This window comes from Mesorhizobium sp. M0514 (genome assembly GCF_040321145.1).
In the GTDB taxonomy this organism is placed as follows: Bacteria; Pseudomonadota; Alphaproteobacteria; order Rhizobiales; family Rhizobiaceae; genus Mesorhizobium.
The window spans coordinates 49,119-62,696 of record NZ_JAMYQZ010000009.1; the positions used below are offsets into that span (position 1 = coordinate 49,119).

The following is a 13,578-nucleotide window of genomic DNA, read 5'->3' on the forward strand; positions in this document are numbered from 1 at the left end:
AAAACGAAAATCATGGGCCTGTCCGCCCCATTGCCAAAGAGCGAATAGGGGGCAACAATGCCCTCGACGCCAGCGCGCCGAGAGACAGAAAACGGGCGCGCGCAGGAAGCGTCGGAGGATATCGGGAGGAAGCCTCTGGCCAGTTCACGGACGAGCTATGCATCCGGTCTGTCGGCGCTCACCACCGACGAGCCCGACGCCGATGCGTTCGCCCTCGCGGTCGCCGTCGAGGCCGCAGCCATCGATGCCGGCTTTGCCCTGCTGTTCTTCTCCCAGAGCCTGTTTGACGCGAGCGTCCTTTCGCAAGGGCTGAAGACCCACGCGCCGACGCTGGCCTACGCCGCCTGCTCGACCGCCGGCGAGATTACCCCCCAGGGCCTGGAGGAAGGCCATGTGCTGGCGCTGCTCTTTCCCTCCGCGTCGTTTTCGGCGGTCAGCACCATGGTCGACAATCTCTCCTCGTCGGGCATGGACAGGATCACTGATGAAGTCGAGGCCTTGCGGCGCCTGCTGCGCGGACGCACTGGCAGTTGCCATGCCAAAAGCACTTTCGCGCTCTGCTTCATCGACGGCCTGTCCTTTGCAGAGGAAGCGGTGACCTCGGCCATCCATTGGGGGCTGGACGACATCCCGCTGATCGGCGGTTCGGCGGGCGACGATTTGAAATTCGAAACCACCAGGCTGATTTCGAACGGCAAGGTAGCGTCAGACAGCGCCATCATTGTGCTGGTCGCCACCGAGATTCCGTTCCATGTCTTCAAGACCGACAATTTCATCCCCACCGACGAGAAGCTGGTGGTGACGGCATCCGATCCGGACCACCGCACCGTGCGCGAATTCAACGCCACCAATGCGGCTGAGGAGTATGCAGCCTCCGTCGGCATCGTTGCGCAGAACCTGACGCCGATGAGCTTCGCTTCGCACCCGGTGGTGGTGAAAGTGGGTGGCGAATTTTACTGCCGCTCGATCCAGAAGATGCATCCCGACGGCTCGCTGTCATTCTTCTGCGCCATAGACGACGGCGTCGTGCTGTCCATCGCCCAGCCCAAGGACATGGTGGAATCCACGCGCGCCGCACTGCGCGACGTCGAGGAGCGGCTCGGCGGCATCGACATGATCCTCGGCTTCGATTGCGTGCTGCGCCGGCTCGATGCGCGCAACCGCCAGGTGTTCCGCGACATTTCGGAGCTCTACCGGGTCAACAATGTCATCGGCTTCGGCACCTATGGCGAACAGTACCGCTCGATGCATCTGAACCAAACCTTCACCGGCATCGCCTTCGGCGAACGCCAGGCGGCGGAATAGCCCATGCCGCTCAGGGACATCGACGACGTCGACAGGCTGAAGAAGATCAACGCCGCTCTGGTCAGCCGCGTCGAGCGCTCGATGGACCAGCAAGGCAATGCCTTCTCGCTGTTCCAGACCGCGATTTCACTTGAAAACCGGGTGCGCATCCGCACCGAGGAACTGCACTCGACCTTGCGCCGGCTCGAACAGTCGAACATCGACCTCAGCGCCGCCAAGGAAAACGCCGAGCTGGCAAACCTGTCCAAGACCAGGTTCCTGGCCGCCGCCAGCCATGACGTGCTGCAGCCGCTGAACGCCGCCCACCTCTCGGTCTCGGCACTGGCCGAAGTGCAGACCAGCGACGAGGGCAAGAAACTCGTCCGTCAGGTCGAGCGCTCGCTGGAGACGATGGAAGACCTGTTGCGCACGCTGCTCGACATTTCCAAGCTCGACGCCGGCGTGGTCCGGCCCGACATTGGCGACGTCAATCTGGAGACGCTGTTTTCCTCGCTCCGGTCGGATTTCCTGCCGGTGGCCGAGATGAAGGGGCTGGCGCTGAAGTTCCGCCCGGTCAGCGCCGTGGTGCGTTCGGACCGCACGCTCTTGCGCCGCATCCTGCAGAACATCCTGTCCAATGCGCTGCGCTATACCCCTTCGGGCGGCGTGCTTGTCGGCACAAGGCATCGCGGCGATACCATCCGCATCGATGTCGCCGACACCGGCTGCGGCATTCCCGACGACCAGCGCGAGGCGGTGTTCGAGGAGTTCCATCGCGGCTCCGCCATTCCAGCCGACACCGGGATCTCCGGCGGCGGGCTGGGCCTGGGCCTTGCCATCGTGCGGCGCATGGCCGCCGCGCTCGGTCATCCCGTGACGTTCTCCTCGAGGGTTGGGCGCGGCACCATCTTCCACATCGACGTGCCGGTCGGCATCGGCGCCAGCGCCGACGCCATCGCCAGCCTTGCCGAGATGGAGCGGCCGCGCGGCTACGGCCTGTTCGGCACCAAGGTCCTGCTGGTCGAAAATGACGCCGACGTGTTGCAGGCGATGACCTTCCTGCTCGAGCGCTGGCAGTGCCTGGTGCGCGCCGCGACCTCGACCGAGGATGCGCTCAGCCTGCTTGGCGACACCGACTGGGTGCCCGACATCGTCATTGCCGACCAGCATCTCGACGACGGCGACCTCGGCACCGCAACAATAGCCGAAGTCCGCAACTATCTCGGCCGCGCCGTGCCGGCGCTGATCGTCACCGCCGACGGATCGGAGGCCGTCGCCAAGGCAGCCCGCGCCGCAGGCATAGAGCTGATGCGGAAGCCGCTAAAGCCGGCGCAGCTAAGGGCGCTGCTGGCGCATCTGCTGGCTTGAGCCCCATACCCTCCCCTCGATGGGGAGGGTCGGCGCGCAGCGCCGGGGCGGGGTGCAGCGCCAAGCTCCCCCACGCCGCTCCGCTTCGCGGATCGACCCTCCCCACAAGGGGGAGGGTAAGATCAAAACCCCGCCTGATCCCTGAACAACTCCGCATTGTCCAGCTTCGACACCTCGATCACCGCTTGCGTGCGGCTGTAGACGTTTAGCTTGCGCAGGATCTCCGAGACATGCGCCTTCACCGTGGTCTCGCCGACCTGCAGCTCGTAGGCGATCTGCTTGTTGAGCAGGCCCTGGCGCAGCATCTGCAGCACCCGCAGCTGCTGCGGCGTCAGTTTCGCCAGCCGCTGCACCATGTCGGCGCGGTCTGTGCTGTCGGCGTCCGGCGGCTGTCCCTCATAGTTTTCAGGTACATAGATCGCGCCTTCCATCACCGAGCGGATGGCGGCGGCGAGATCGCTCTTGCGCGCTGACTTCGGGATGAAGCCGGCCGCACCATAGGACAGTGCCTCTGAAATGATCTTCGGCTCCTCATAGCCCGAGACGACAACCACCGGCAGTCGCGGATGGCGGGTCCTGAGCTGCAGCAAGCCGTCGAAGCCATGAACGTCGGGCATGTTGAGATCGAGCAGCGCCAGATCGAACGGTTTTATCCCACCCAGGAGATCAAGCGCTTCGGCGATCGAGCGCGCCTCCACCGTGTCGACTTCCGGGTACGCCATCTGCACGGCGCTGTGCAGCGCCTCGCGAAACAGCGGATGGTCGTCGATGATCAGAAACCGGGCGCGATCGTTCACTGCGGTCATGGTGTTCGTTTCAGTCCTCCCTGGGCAGGATACTCCCGCTGGTATGGGCAGCTTATTGGCAAATAGTCTATCGCCATCTTAACCCCCGGAGGCGAAGCCGACTTTATCAGACAATCAAGGCGCAGCCGATGCTTTTGCGGACGCTGATGCCTTGCCCGGCGGTTCAAATCGGTCAAATGTGCCGTCAAGATCCCAAGCAGAGACCCGCGCATGACAGACTTCGTCCTTCCCCTGCCCGCAACACCATCGGTCGCCATAGAAGGCTCGGCCGAGCGCTTTGCGGTGCGCCGCATATTCTGCGTCGGCCGTAACTACGCCGCGCACGCCCGCGAACTCGGCAATGACGAGCGCGACCCGCCCTTCTTTTTCACCAAGCCGGCCGATGCGGTGGTCGATTCCGGCACCACGATCCCCTACCCGCCGCTGACCAAGAACCTGCACCATGAGATCGAGTTGGTCGCGGCGGTCGGCAAGGCCGGCTTCCGCATTCCTCGCGCGCAGGCGCTCGACCATGTCTGGGGCTACGGCGTCGGTATCGACCTCACCCGCCGCGACCTGCAGGACGAGGCCAAGAAAGCAGCCCGGCCGTGGGACTGGTCGAAGGCCTTCGACCGCTCGGCGCCCTGCGGCCCGTTGGTATCAGCCGCCAAATCCGGCCACCTGCAAAAGGGCCGCATCTGGCTCGCCGTCGACGGCGCGGTGAAGCAGGATGGGGACCTCGCCGAACTGATCTGGCCGATTGCCGATATCGTTTCGATTTGCAGCGAGTCGGTTGTACTACAACCGGGCGACCTGATCTTCACCGGCACGCCGGCCGGCGTCGGCGCGGTAGTGCCGGGTCAGACGGTGACCGGCGGTGTCGACAGCATCGGCACCATCGAGATCACCATCGGCCAAGATCCCATCGGCCAAAATTCCACCGACAAGCCGTAATCCGATGAGCGATCTGGTCCTCCATAACTATTATCGCTCCTCCACCTCCTATCGCGCACGCATTGCGCTCGAGATGAAGGGCCTGACCTACGATTACGTGCCGCATCATCTGCGTCATGGCGACCATCTGGAGCCGGCTTACCTAGCGGTCAATCCGCAGGGGCTGGTGCCGGCGCTGATCCTGGGCGACGGCACGCTTTTGACGCAGTCGCTGGCGATCATCGAATATCTCGACGAGACCCATCCCGAACCGCCGCTGTTGCCGAAGGACGCGCTCGGCCGGGCGCGCGTGCGAATGCTGGCGCAGATGATCGCCTGCGACATCCACCCGGTGAACAATCTGCGCGTGCTGACCTCGCTGCGCACTTTGTTCGGCGCCGGCGACCAGGATGTCATCCACTGGTTTCGCCACTGGGTGAACGAAGGGTTCCAGCCGCTTGAAAAGATTCTGGCTTCATCGGATGAGACCGGCACATTTTGCCATGGCGACGCACCGGGCCTCGCCGACATCTGCCTGGTCGCCCAGATCGCCAGCAACGCCCGCTTCGGAGTCGACCTGACACCCTACCCCGAGATCTCGCGCATCCACGCCGCCTGCATGGCGCTGCCGGCCTTTCAGAAGGCAGCGCCGGAGAATCAGATAGATGCCGAATAGGCTCACAATGCCGGAGCAGAGCACGGAGAGTTGCCGATGAAAGCCGTCGTCTTCGAAAAATTCGGCGAAGCGCCGAGAATCCAGACCGTGCCGGATCCTAAACCGGCCGCCGACGGCGTCGTCATCAAGGTCGAGGCGACCGGGCTCTGCCGCAGCGACTGGCATGGCTGGATGGGCCATGACGATGGTATCACACTGCCGCATGTGCCGGGCCATGAACTGGCCGGCATCGTCGTCGCCGTCGGCAAGCAGGTCACCCGCTGGAAGGCCGGCGAGCGCGTCACCGTGCCGTTCTGCGTCGGCTGCGGCCGCTGCTTCGAATGCAATTCGGGCAATCATCAGGTCTGCGAACACCAGACGCAGCCGGGATTCACCGCATGGGGATCGTTTGCCGAATATGTCGCTATCGAGCATGCCGACACCAATCTCGTACGCCTGCCCGAGGAGATGGAGTTCGCCACCGCCGCCAGCCTCGGCTGCCGCTTCGTCACCTCGTTTCGCGCCATTGTCGACCAGGGCCGGGTGACGCCGGGGGAATGGGTGGCGGTGCATGGCTGCGGCGGCGTCGGCCTGTCGGCGATCATGATCGCCAGTTCCATGGGCGCCAATGTCATCGCCATCGACCTCACCGACGAGAAACTGGACTTCGCCAAAAAGATCGGCGCCGTGGCGACCATCAACGCCTCGACCACGCCGAACGTGGTCAAGGCGGTCAAGCAGATCACCAATGGCGGCGCGCATATGTCGATGGACGCGCTCGGCCACTCCACGACCTCGTTCAATTCGATCGCGAACCTGCGCCGGCGCGGCCGCCATGTGCAGGTCGGCCTGATGCTGGGCGAACACGCCCGCCCGCAAGTGCCCATGGACAAGGTGATCGCCTTCGAGCTGGAAATCCTCGGCAGCCACGGCATGCAGGCCTACCGCTACCCCGCCATGATGGAAATGATCCGCACCGGCAAGCTCAAGCCCGAACTGCTGGTCGGCAGAAAGATCAGCCTCGACGAGGCGCCTGCGGCGCTGATGGCAATGGGCGGGTTCGAGGGGATTGGCATTGGGGTGGTGACGAAGTTCTAGGGCGGAGTCGCCCTCCACCACCAAACCCCTAGCGTGCAAACTTCTTCGCCCCGAACACGCAAGCCACCACGCCGAGCGTGACGACCACCATCAGCGGGCTGACCTGCTCGTGCAGCAGCGACGCTGCCAGCGCCAGGCCGAAAAAGGGCTGCAGTAGCTGCAACTGCCCGACGGCAGCGATGCCGCCTTGGGCGAGGCCACGGTACCAGAACACGAAGCCGATCAGCATGCTGAACAGCGAGACATAGGCGAGACCCGCCCAGGCGCCGGAGCCGACGCCGGCGAAGGACGACGGCAGCGTCGCAAAGGTCAGCACCAGCATGATCGGCAGCGAGATCGCCAGCGCCCAGCAGATCACCTGCCAGCCGCCCAGCCTGCGCGACAATGCCGCCCCCTCGGCATAGCCCAGGCCGCAGACGATGATGGCGGCCAGCATCAGGCCGTCGCCGACAGGTGAGGCCGTCACGCCTTGCATCAGGGCAAAACCGGCGACCAGCGCGCTGCCGATGCAGGAAAACAGCCAGAAGGCCGGGTGCGGACGCTCGCCACCGCGCAGCACGCCGAAGATCGCGGTGGCCAGCGGCAGCAGGCCGACGAAGATGATGGAATGCGCAGAGGTGACGTGCTTCAGCGCCAGCGCGGTGAGCAAGGGAAAGCCGACAACCACGCCAAGGGCGACGATCACCAGCGACAGAAAATCGCCGCGCTCCGGGCGTTTCTGCCGAAACAGCATCAGCATGGCGAGACCGAGAAGTCCGGCAATCGCGGCGCGGGCCGAGGTCAGGAATATCGGATCGAAATCGGCCACGGCCACGCGCGTTGCCGGCAGCGAGCCTGAGAAGATCAACACGCCGATGAATCCGTTCATCCAGCCGCTCGCGGTCTTGTCCATTCCAGGCTCCATTGCTTTCGCCCTCTATTGGGCAAGTGCCTATGGTGCAGCCAGAGACAATGCAGTACAATTCCGCAAAACTGTAATGGCTATCAGAGCAATACAGATGACCGAACTCATTTTGGAAACCGGCAATGCGCACCCTCCTGTCGCGACCACGCTTGTGGAAACTGTCATGGCGACCATCCGCCAGCGGATATCGGCGCGCAGCCTGACGCCAGGCGCGCGGCTGCCTTCGATCCGCGCCTTTGCCAAGGCCATGCAGGTGTCCAAGTCGACCGTGGTCGAAGCCTATGAGCGGCTCGCTGCCGAAGGCGCGATACGCTCACGGCCGGGCTCGGGTTTCTATGCCGCCGGATCGCTGGCGCCACTGTCGCTGGCCGAGATCGGCCCGCGGCTCGACCGCGCTGTCGATCCGCTTTGGGTTTCGCGCCAGTCGCTGGAAGCCGGCGACGAGATGCTGAAACCCGGCTGCGGCTGGATGCCGGCCTCATGGATGCCGCAGGCCGCCTTGCGCCGGGCGCTGCGCACCGTGGCGCGCGCCGACGATGTCGACCTCGCCGATTACGGCACGCCGCTCGGCCTGCCGCCGCTCAGGCAATTGCTCGCGCGGCGCATGGCCGGCCACGGCATCGAGGTCTCGCCCGAACAGATCATGCTGACCGAATCGGGCACGCAGGCCATCGATCTTCTGTGCCGCTTCCTGATCGAACCCGGCGATACCGTGCTGGTCGACGACCCCTGCTATTTCAATTTCCACGCACTGCTGCGCGCCCACCGCGCCAAGGTCGTCAGCGTGCCCTACACGCCATCGGGGCCGGACATCGAGATGTTCGCGCAGGCGCTCGCCGAGCACAGGCCGCGCCTCTACATCACCAATTCCGCCATCCACAACCCGACCGGCGCGATCCTGTCGCCGGTCACTGCGCACCGGCTGCTGAAACTCGCCGACCAGTCGGACCTGACCATCATCGAGGACGATATCTTCGCCGATTTCGAGCACAGCCCAGCGCCTCGGCTGGCGGCGTTCGACGGCCTCAACCGCGTCGTCCATATCGGCAGCTTCTCCAAGACGCTGTCGGCCTCGGTGCGCTGCGGCTTTATCGCCGCACCCCGCGACTGGATCGAACAGCTCACCGACCTCAAGATCGCCACCACCTTCGGCGGGGGCAGGCTGGCGGCCGAACTGGTGCTGACGCTGCTTAGGGATGGCAGCTACCGCAAGCACATGGATCTGCTGCGCGCGCGCCTTTCCCGCGCCATGGGCGAGACGAGCGCGCGCCTGAAGGCGATCGGCATCGCGCCCTGGATCGACCAGCCCGCCGGACTGTTCCTGTGGTGCGGCCTGCCCGATGGCGTGGACGCAGCCGAAATCGCCCGCCGCGCGCTGGCCGACAACATCGTATTGGCGCCCGGCAACGCATTCAGCCTGTCGGGAACCGCCAGCCGCTTCCTGCGCTTCAACGTTGCCCAGTGCCAGGACGAGCGGATTTTCAGGGTGCTCAAGGGGGCAATGGCGCGCTGAGGGCTCAGCGGGAGGCCGCGCAGACCTCCCGAACGCAATCTCGCAGCCAGCGTTGCGCCGGATCGGCATCGAGCCGTGGATGCCAGAGCATCGAGATGGTGACCTCCACCGTGGCGACCGGCAGCAGAAAGCTGACCATGCCGGCGCGTGCGCCTTGCGTGTGCCGTTCGGGCACGCTGGCAATAAGGTCCGAAGCGCGCGCCATGGAGAGTGCAGCCGAAAAGCCGGAGACCATGCACGCCACGGTTCGCTGCAGGCCGAGCAGCGCCAAAGTCTGATCGATCGGCCCTCTTTCCCGACCCCGCCGTGAAACGCTGATGTGGCGGCCGGCCGCGTAGCGTTCAGGCGTTACCGCGCCTTCACTCAAAGGGTGGCCGGCTCGCACAGCACCGACGAAGCGGTCGCGAAACAGCGCCTGTATCAGCACTTCAGGTCCGGCCTCGCCGGCAACGCCGATTTCGAGGTCGATGTCCGCGTCGCGCAGCGAGGCGACATCCTTGTCGGATTTGGGCCTAAAGCGCAGCCGCGCGCCCGGCGCCTCGGCCTGGATGCGGGCGACAAGACGCGGCCCGAATTCCTCGACGAACCCTTCATTGGTGCGCAGCGTGAAGATCTGGTTCAGCTTTGCCAGATCGAGCAGCCTGGCGGGACGCAATAGCGTTTCCGCATCGTGGACGACACGGCCGGCCTGCTGCCGCAATGCCTCCGCGCGCGGCGTCGGGACCAGGCCGCGGCCGGCGCGGACCAGCAGCGGATCGCCGGTCGCTTCCCGCAGCCGCGCCAGCGTGCGGCTCATCGCCGAAGGGCTGAGCCGCAGCCGGGTTGCCGCGCGAGCCACGCTACCTTCGGTCAGCAGGACGTCGAGAGCGAACAGCAGATTGAGATCTGGCGATGCCATCGGCGGATTGTAGCACATGCCATGGCGTTTGGTGCACGAATAAGATGCAAATGATGCGCCTTCCGCCATTCCATCCTGACGACTAGATCTCCGACAGGTCCGGTTGCGGGACTGACAAGGAGGAAATCGCCATGGCAATTGCTGAGCAGAACGAGTGCGCATCGGCGCCGCACAACACCCGGTCCGCAGGCCTGGCCCACTCTCCTGTCTTGGCATTGGCCAGCCTGTCGCTCGCCACGCTGCTGTCGTCGCTTGGAACCAGCATTGCCAGCGTCGGACTGCCTTCCCTCATGCAGGCGTTCGGTGCGCCGTTCCAGTCCGTGCAATGGGTGGTTCTCGCCTATCTGCTCGCCATCACGGCCCTGATCGTCAGCGCCGGTCGGCTGGCCGATATGCTCGGCCGCCGGCCGTTGCTGCTCGGCGGCATCGCGCTGTTCACACTGGCTTCGGTGCTCTGCGGCCTGGCGCCGACGCTCTGGCTGCTGATTGCGGCGCGCGCCGTACAAGGACTGGGTGCCGCGCTGATGATGGCGTTGACGCTGGCCTTTGTCGCGGAGACCGTGACCAAGGAGAGAACCGGCAGCGCCATGGGCCTGCTCGGCGCCATGTCGGCGATCGGCACGACGCTCGGACCCTCGCTCGGCGGCTTGCTGATCGCCGGCTTCGGCTGGCGGGCGATCTTCCTCGTCAATGTGCCGCTCGGCCTCCTGACTTTTGCCCTCGCCTCGCTGGCCCTGCCTGCCCGCGACAAGACTGCGGAAGCAGCTCAAAACAGCTTCGATGCGATCGGGACGGTCTTGCTGGCCCTGACGCTGGCCGCCTATGCATTGGCCATGACGCTCGGCCGCGGCCATTTCGGCGCCCTCAACACCGGCCTGCTGGTTGCCGCCGGCATCGGCGTCGTTCTGTTCGGCGTCGCGCAGAAGAGGGCGAAGAATCCCTTGATCCGGCTTGCCCGGTTGTACGACATCCGGCTCAGCGCCAGCCTCGCCACGAACCTCGTTGTCGCCACAGTGATGATGGCGACCCTGGTGGTCGCTCCATTCTATCTGTCGCGAGCGCTGGGGCTCGATGCTGCGATGGTCGGCGTGGTCCTGTCGACAGGTCCGCTGGTCTCCGCGCTCTCGGCGCTCGTCGCCGGCCGCCTCACCGATCGCTTCGGCGCGCACAGGATGATGGTCGTCGGACTGTTCAGTCTTGCCGTCGGAACCTCATTGTTGTCGCTCGCCGCAACAAAACTCGGCATTGCCAGCTATATCGTGCCGATCGCCGTCACCTGCTTCGGGTACGCCCTGTTCCAGACATCCAACAATGCCGCCGTCATGAGCGGTGTCGCTGCCGGCGAGCGCGGCGTGGTGTCCGGCCTGCTCAATCTGTCGCGCAATCTCGGCCTGATCACCGGCGCATCGCTTATGGGCGCCATTTTTGCGGCTGCCTCGACGGGAGAACGGCAAAGCCAGGACATGCTGACCTCAGCGGCAGCCGCGCGCGGCATGCAGGTTACCTTTCAGACGGCAACGGTCCTGGCGGTGGCTGCGCTGTTGCTGGCACTGCTCTCGACCCGCGCCGGCGGCAGGCTGTCGGTGCGGCAACAGCCATCATGACCGAAGATAGGGAGCTTACGCTCCCGCCCGCTTGCGCCGCTCATAAAGCATGACCAGCGTTTCGGCGGTCAGCGCCGGCCTCTGTTCGCCCTCGATCTCGACCGTATTGGCGGCCTTCATCAGATACTTGCCCGGCCCCTTGTCCTCCACCGACAACAGCGTCGTGCGCAGCCGGATGCGTGCGCCGACCCTGACGGGCGCCAGGAACCGCACCTTGTCGAAGCCGTAATTGAAGGCGGCTTGCGTGTTTTCGGGGACGATGCCCATGCCCAGCGCCAGCGCGCCGATGATCGACAGCGTCAGATAGCCATGCGCGATCGTGGTGCGAAATGGGCTCTGCCGCTTCGCCCGCTCCGGATCGACGTGGATCCACTGATGGTCGCCTGTGCATTCGGCAAACTGGTTGATGCGGTTCTGGTCGACGGTCGTCCATTCCGACACGCCGAGCTCCTGCCCGGCCATCGCCCTTAACTGCTCGAAGGTCGGCGGCGTTTTCGGCCGTAGTTCCGTCATTCCTGCTTTCCCGGTGGCTCCCAGTGCCTCGGACCACGAACGGACGGCTCCTGTCAATTCGCCCGTTGCGATTCCGTTCCGCCATTTTCCGCCAAACAGCGTCCCTCGTCCATGCTCATGCGCCGCAACCGGCCACTCCTCTCATGGTTGCGTTGAGAGTCACTTCTTGTCATAGCCCGAGCGGATTTCCTCCATCGCTTCCTTGATGCGGCTGCGCAGGATTTCGATCGATTCGGTGCCGGATTTCTTGACCAGCTCGGCCACTTCGCCGGCATTTTTCAGGGCGGCTTCGAAGGATTTCCTGGCGAACTCCGCCTGTTTTGTCATCAGTTCCTGGGGATTGCCCGGCGCCTTGTAGCTCTGCGCCATGTCGCTGACTTCACGCAGCGTGTCCTGCAGCATCTCGCGCTGTCTGGACAACAATGAGGTCGCGCCGGCAGCTCCCGCCCGCGCGGATCTTTCCAGCGCCTCGAGGTTCTTGCGGTGATGCGCGAGGATCGCCTCGACATTCGGCACCTTCAGGTCACGGCCGAACCGGCTGAACATGTCCAGGAACGAATCGGAGTCGGGTTGTTTGGCCATTGCTCGTGCTCCCCAGTTGTCGCAAATGCTGAACCCTGTTCTGGACAATAGCACTCGCGCGCCGTGTGTCCATTCGCACGCCCAAGCAATTCAGCGGCAAATGCAGCATCAGCCAGCGAGAAACAGCCTCTCCGCCGTGTAGAGCACGATACCCGCCAATCCGCCGATAATCATGCCGTTGAAGCGGATATATTGCAGGTCCTTGCCGATGTTCATCTCGATCAGCCTCGTCAGCTGGGCGAGGTCCCAGCGCTTGACCTGGTCGGCGATGAATGTCGACACACCGCTCTTCTGGCTCTCCACGAACGACGACAGCGCCACGACAAAGCCCCGGTTCATGTCGGCCCTGATCTGCGGATCGCCTGAGAGATGGCGGCCGACCTCGACGAACATGTTGGCGAGATGCGCGCGAACAATCGAATTCTCCGCCTTGGCGTCCTGTTCGATGAACACGCTGAGGCTCTGCCACATGTCGCCGGCGAGCGACTTCACTTCCGGCCGCGCCAGGAAATCGCGCTTCAGCTTCTCGGCCCGTTTGGCGTATTGCTTCGAGGTTCTGAGCCGCTCGATGAAGCTGTGCGCGAAACGGTCGAATTCGGCGCGCATCGGATGGTCGGGGTCGGCCCGCACCTCGTCAAGCAGCGAACCGGCGGAAGCGACGATCTTTTTCAGCAGATAGGCGTCGGCTCTGAACAGGTTGAACAGCGACGGCAATTCCTCGCGGATTTTCTCGCGCATGGTCGCCAGCGCCTCTTCATCGTTCAGGAACCGGCCGATCACCCTGGTGAATTCGTCGAAGAGTTTCTGGTGGCGGCGGTCGTCGGTCAGTGCCGACAGCAATTCGGCCGCGAGCGGCGCCAGCGGCACCTTGTCGATCTGCTCCAGCATGCGGCTGGTGACGAAGCCGCGCAGGCCGGATTGCTCGATCGCCGCAAGCGTCTGCGGGACCAGCCGTACGACGAAGCGTGACAGGCCGGCAGAGCGTTCGGCGTCAGTCAGCCAGTCGGCGACGAGTGCTGCAAAATCGACCTCGGCCAGCTTTTCCCGCACCGGCTCCGGCGCCAGAAAATTGACCTCGATGAAGCGGCCCAGATTATCGGCGATGCGGTTCTGGTTCGCTGGGATGATGGCGGTGTGCGGGATCGGCAGGCCCAGCGGCCGCTTGAACAGCGCCACCACCGCGTACCAGTCGGCCAGGCCGCCAATGGTCGCCGCCTCGGCGAAGGCCGCCACGAAGCCCAGCCACGGATACTTGGCCTCGAACGATTTGGCCACGGCAAAAACCACGACGCAAAGCACCAGCGCAGCCGTGGCGAGGAACTTTGTCCGCCGCAACGCGAAAAGCTTGGCGCCCGTCTCGGCATCAAAACCGCCAGGCGCCAGGGACGAAGCCGATTGGGACATGATACGCCGCTCCTCATCGATCTCTTGGCTATCTGGC

13 protein-coding genes are annotated in these 13,578 nt (G+C 64.6%); 7 read left to right on the forward strand and 6 right to left on the reverse strand.

Annotation, left to right across the window (positions count from 1 at the left end):
• The first annotated feature begins 57 nt into the window (after positions 1-57).
• A complete protein-coding gene (locus tag NKI61_RS06300; RefSeq protein WP_352839034.1) occupies positions 58-1,305 on the forward strand; it encodes an FIST N-terminal domain-containing protein in 1,248 nt (415 codons plus the stop codon).
• Positions 1,306-1,308: 3 nt separating this feature from the next.
• Positions 1,309-2,652: a hybrid sensor histidine kinase/response regulator gene (locus NKI61_RS06305; protein ID WP_352839035.1), complete on the forward strand. Its 1,344-nt coding sequence runs from the start codon at positions 1,309-1,311 to the stop codon at positions 2,650-2,652.
• A 122-nt stretch (positions 2,653-2,774) separates the two neighbouring features.
• On the opposite strand, the gene NKI61_RS06310 is transcribed toward NKI61_RS06305, so the two are convergent.
• Positions 2,775-3,458, reverse strand: coding sequence for a response regulator (locus NKI61_RS06310; protein ID WP_023730729.1), 684 nt, complete (start codon positions 3,456-3,458; stop codon positions 2,775-2,777).
• A gap of 210 nt (positions 3,459-3,668) precedes the next feature.
• Here NKI61_RS06310 and NKI61_RS06315 point away from each other — a divergent pair, with 210 nt between their 5' ends.
• Genes NKI61_RS06315 through NKI61_RS06325 form a run of 3 tightly spaced genes read left to right on the forward strand, consistent with a single transcriptional unit; the run spans position 3,669 to position 6,123 of the window.
• Positions 3,669-4,391 carry a fumarylacetoacetate hydrolase family protein gene (locus tag NKI61_RS06315; protein ID WP_352839036.1) on the forward strand — a complete coding sequence of 241 codons (723 nt, stop codon included), beginning with the start codon at positions 3,669-3,671 and terminating at the stop codon, positions 4,389-4,391.
• Positions 4,392-4,395: 4 nt separating this feature from the next.
• A complete protein-coding gene (maiA, locus tag NKI61_RS06320) occupies positions 4,396-5,046 on the forward strand; it encodes a maleylacetoacetate isomerase (RefSeq protein ID WP_023688172.1) in 651 nt (216 codons plus the stop codon).
• A 36-nt stretch (positions 5,047-5,082) separates the two neighbouring features.
• Positions 5,083-6,123: a zinc-dependent alcohol dehydrogenase family protein gene (locus tag NKI61_RS06325; RefSeq protein WP_352839037.1), complete on the forward strand. Its 1,041-nt coding sequence runs from the start codon at positions 5,083-5,085 to the stop codon at positions 6,121-6,123.
• A 28-nt stretch (positions 6,124-6,151) separates the two neighbouring features.
• Here NKI61_RS06325 and NKI61_RS06330 read toward each other — a convergent pair whose 3' ends face one another.
• A complete protein-coding gene (locus tag NKI61_RS06330; RefSeq protein ID WP_352839038.1) occupies positions 6,152-7,015 on the reverse strand; it encodes a DMT family transporter in 864 nt (287 codons plus the stop codon).
• A gap of 106 nt (positions 7,016-7,121) precedes the next feature.
• On the opposite strand from NKI61_RS06330, the gene NKI61_RS06335 reads away from it, so the two are divergent.
• Positions 7,122-8,540 carry an aminotransferase-like domain-containing protein gene (locus tag NKI61_RS06335; RefSeq protein ID WP_352839039.1) on the forward strand — a complete coding sequence of 473 codons (1,419 nt, stop codon included), beginning with the start codon at positions 7,122-7,124 and terminating at the stop codon, positions 8,538-8,540.
• Positions 8,541-8,544: 4 nt separating this feature from the next.
• Here NKI61_RS06335 and NKI61_RS06340 read toward each other — a convergent pair whose 3' ends face one another.
• Positions 8,545-9,438: a LysR family transcriptional regulator gene (locus NKI61_RS06340; RefSeq protein ID WP_023688168.1), complete on the reverse strand. Its 894-nt coding sequence runs from the start codon at positions 9,436-9,438 to the stop codon at positions 8,545-8,547.
• 131 nt (positions 9,439-9,569) lie between these two features.
• On the opposite strand from NKI61_RS06340, the gene NKI61_RS06345 reads away from it, so the two are divergent.
• Complete coding sequence (locus tag NKI61_RS06345) at positions 9,570-11,042, forward strand: MFS transporter (RefSeq protein ID WP_023735265.1); 1,473 nt, start codon at positions 9,570-9,572, stop codon at positions 11,040-11,042.
• Positions 11,043-11,057: 15 nt separating this feature from the next.
• On the opposite strand, the gene NKI61_RS06350 is transcribed toward NKI61_RS06345, so the two are convergent.
• The 3 genes from NKI61_RS06350 to NKI61_RS06360 form a co-directional block, all read right to left on the reverse strand.
• Positions 11,058-11,555, reverse strand: a complete 498-nt coding sequence (locus NKI61_RS06350; protein ID WP_352839040.1) for a MaoC family dehydratase — start codon at positions 11,553-11,555, stop codon at positions 11,058-11,060.
• A gap of 159 nt (positions 11,556-11,714) precedes the next feature.
• Positions 11,715-12,137: a phasin family protein gene (locus NKI61_RS06355; protein WP_023672638.1), complete on the reverse strand. Its 423-nt coding sequence runs from the start codon at positions 12,135-12,137 to the stop codon at positions 11,715-11,717.
• A gap of 108 nt (positions 12,138-12,245) precedes the next feature.
• Positions 12,246-13,541 (reverse strand): DUF445 domain-containing protein, encoded by a 1,296-nt coding sequence (locus NKI61_RS06360; protein ID WP_023739062.1) that lies wholly within the window; start codon positions 13,539-13,541, stop codon positions 12,246-12,248.
• Positions 13,542-13,578 lie beyond the last annotated feature (37 nt).

Bases quoted from the DNA above. Each gene is read 5' to 3' on its own strand.
- NKI61_RS06325 (WP_352839037.1), top strand. From the start codon at position 5,083: ATGAAAGCCGTCGTCTTCGAAAAATTCGGCGAAGCGCCGAGAATCCAG.
- NKI61_RS06355 (WP_023672638.1), bottom strand. From the start codon at position 12,137: ATGGCCAAACAACCCGACTCCGATTCGTTCCTGGACATGTTCAGCCGG.
- NKI61_RS06350 (WP_352839040.1), bottom strand. From the start codon at position 11,555: ATGACGGAACTACGGCCGAAAACGCCGCCGACCTTCGAGCAGTTAAGG.
- NKI61_RS06310 (WP_023730729.1), bottom strand. From the start codon at position 3,458: ATGACCGCAGTGAACGATCGCGCCCGGTTTCTGATCATCGACGACCAT.
- NKI61_RS06315 (WP_352839036.1), top strand. From the start codon at position 3,669: ATGACAGACTTCGTCCTTCCCCTGCCCGCAACACCATCGGTCGCCATA.
- NKI61_RS06305 (WP_352839035.1), top strand. From the start codon at position 1,309: ATGCCGCTCAGGGACATCGACGACGTCGACAGGCTGAAGAAGATCAAC.
- NKI61_RS06335 (WP_352839039.1), top strand. From the start codon at position 7,122: ATGACCGAACTCATTTTGGAAACCGGCAATGCGCACCCTCCTGTCGCG.
- NKI61_RS06330 (WP_352839038.1), bottom strand. From the start codon at position 7,015: ATGGACAAGACCGCGAGCGGCTGGATGAACGGATTCATCGGCGTGTTG.
- maiA (WP_023688172.1), top strand. From the start codon at position 4,396: ATGAGCGATCTGGTCCTCCATAACTATTATCGCTCCTCCACCTCCTAT.
- NKI61_RS06360 (WP_023739062.1), bottom strand. From the start codon at position 13,541: ATGTCCCAATCGGCTTCGTCCCTGGCGCCTGGCGGTTTTGATGCCGAG.
- NKI61_RS06345 (WP_023735265.1), top strand. From the start codon at position 9,570: ATGGCAATTGCTGAGCAGAACGAGTGCGCATCGGCGCCGCACAACACC.
- NKI61_RS06300 (WP_352839034.1), top strand. From the start codon at position 58: ATGCCCTCGACGCCAGCGCGCCGAGAGACAGAAAACGGGCGCGCGCAG.
- NKI61_RS06340 (WP_023688168.1), bottom strand. From the start codon at position 9,438: ATGGCATCGCCAGATCTCAATCTGCTGTTCGCTCTCGACGTCCTGCTG.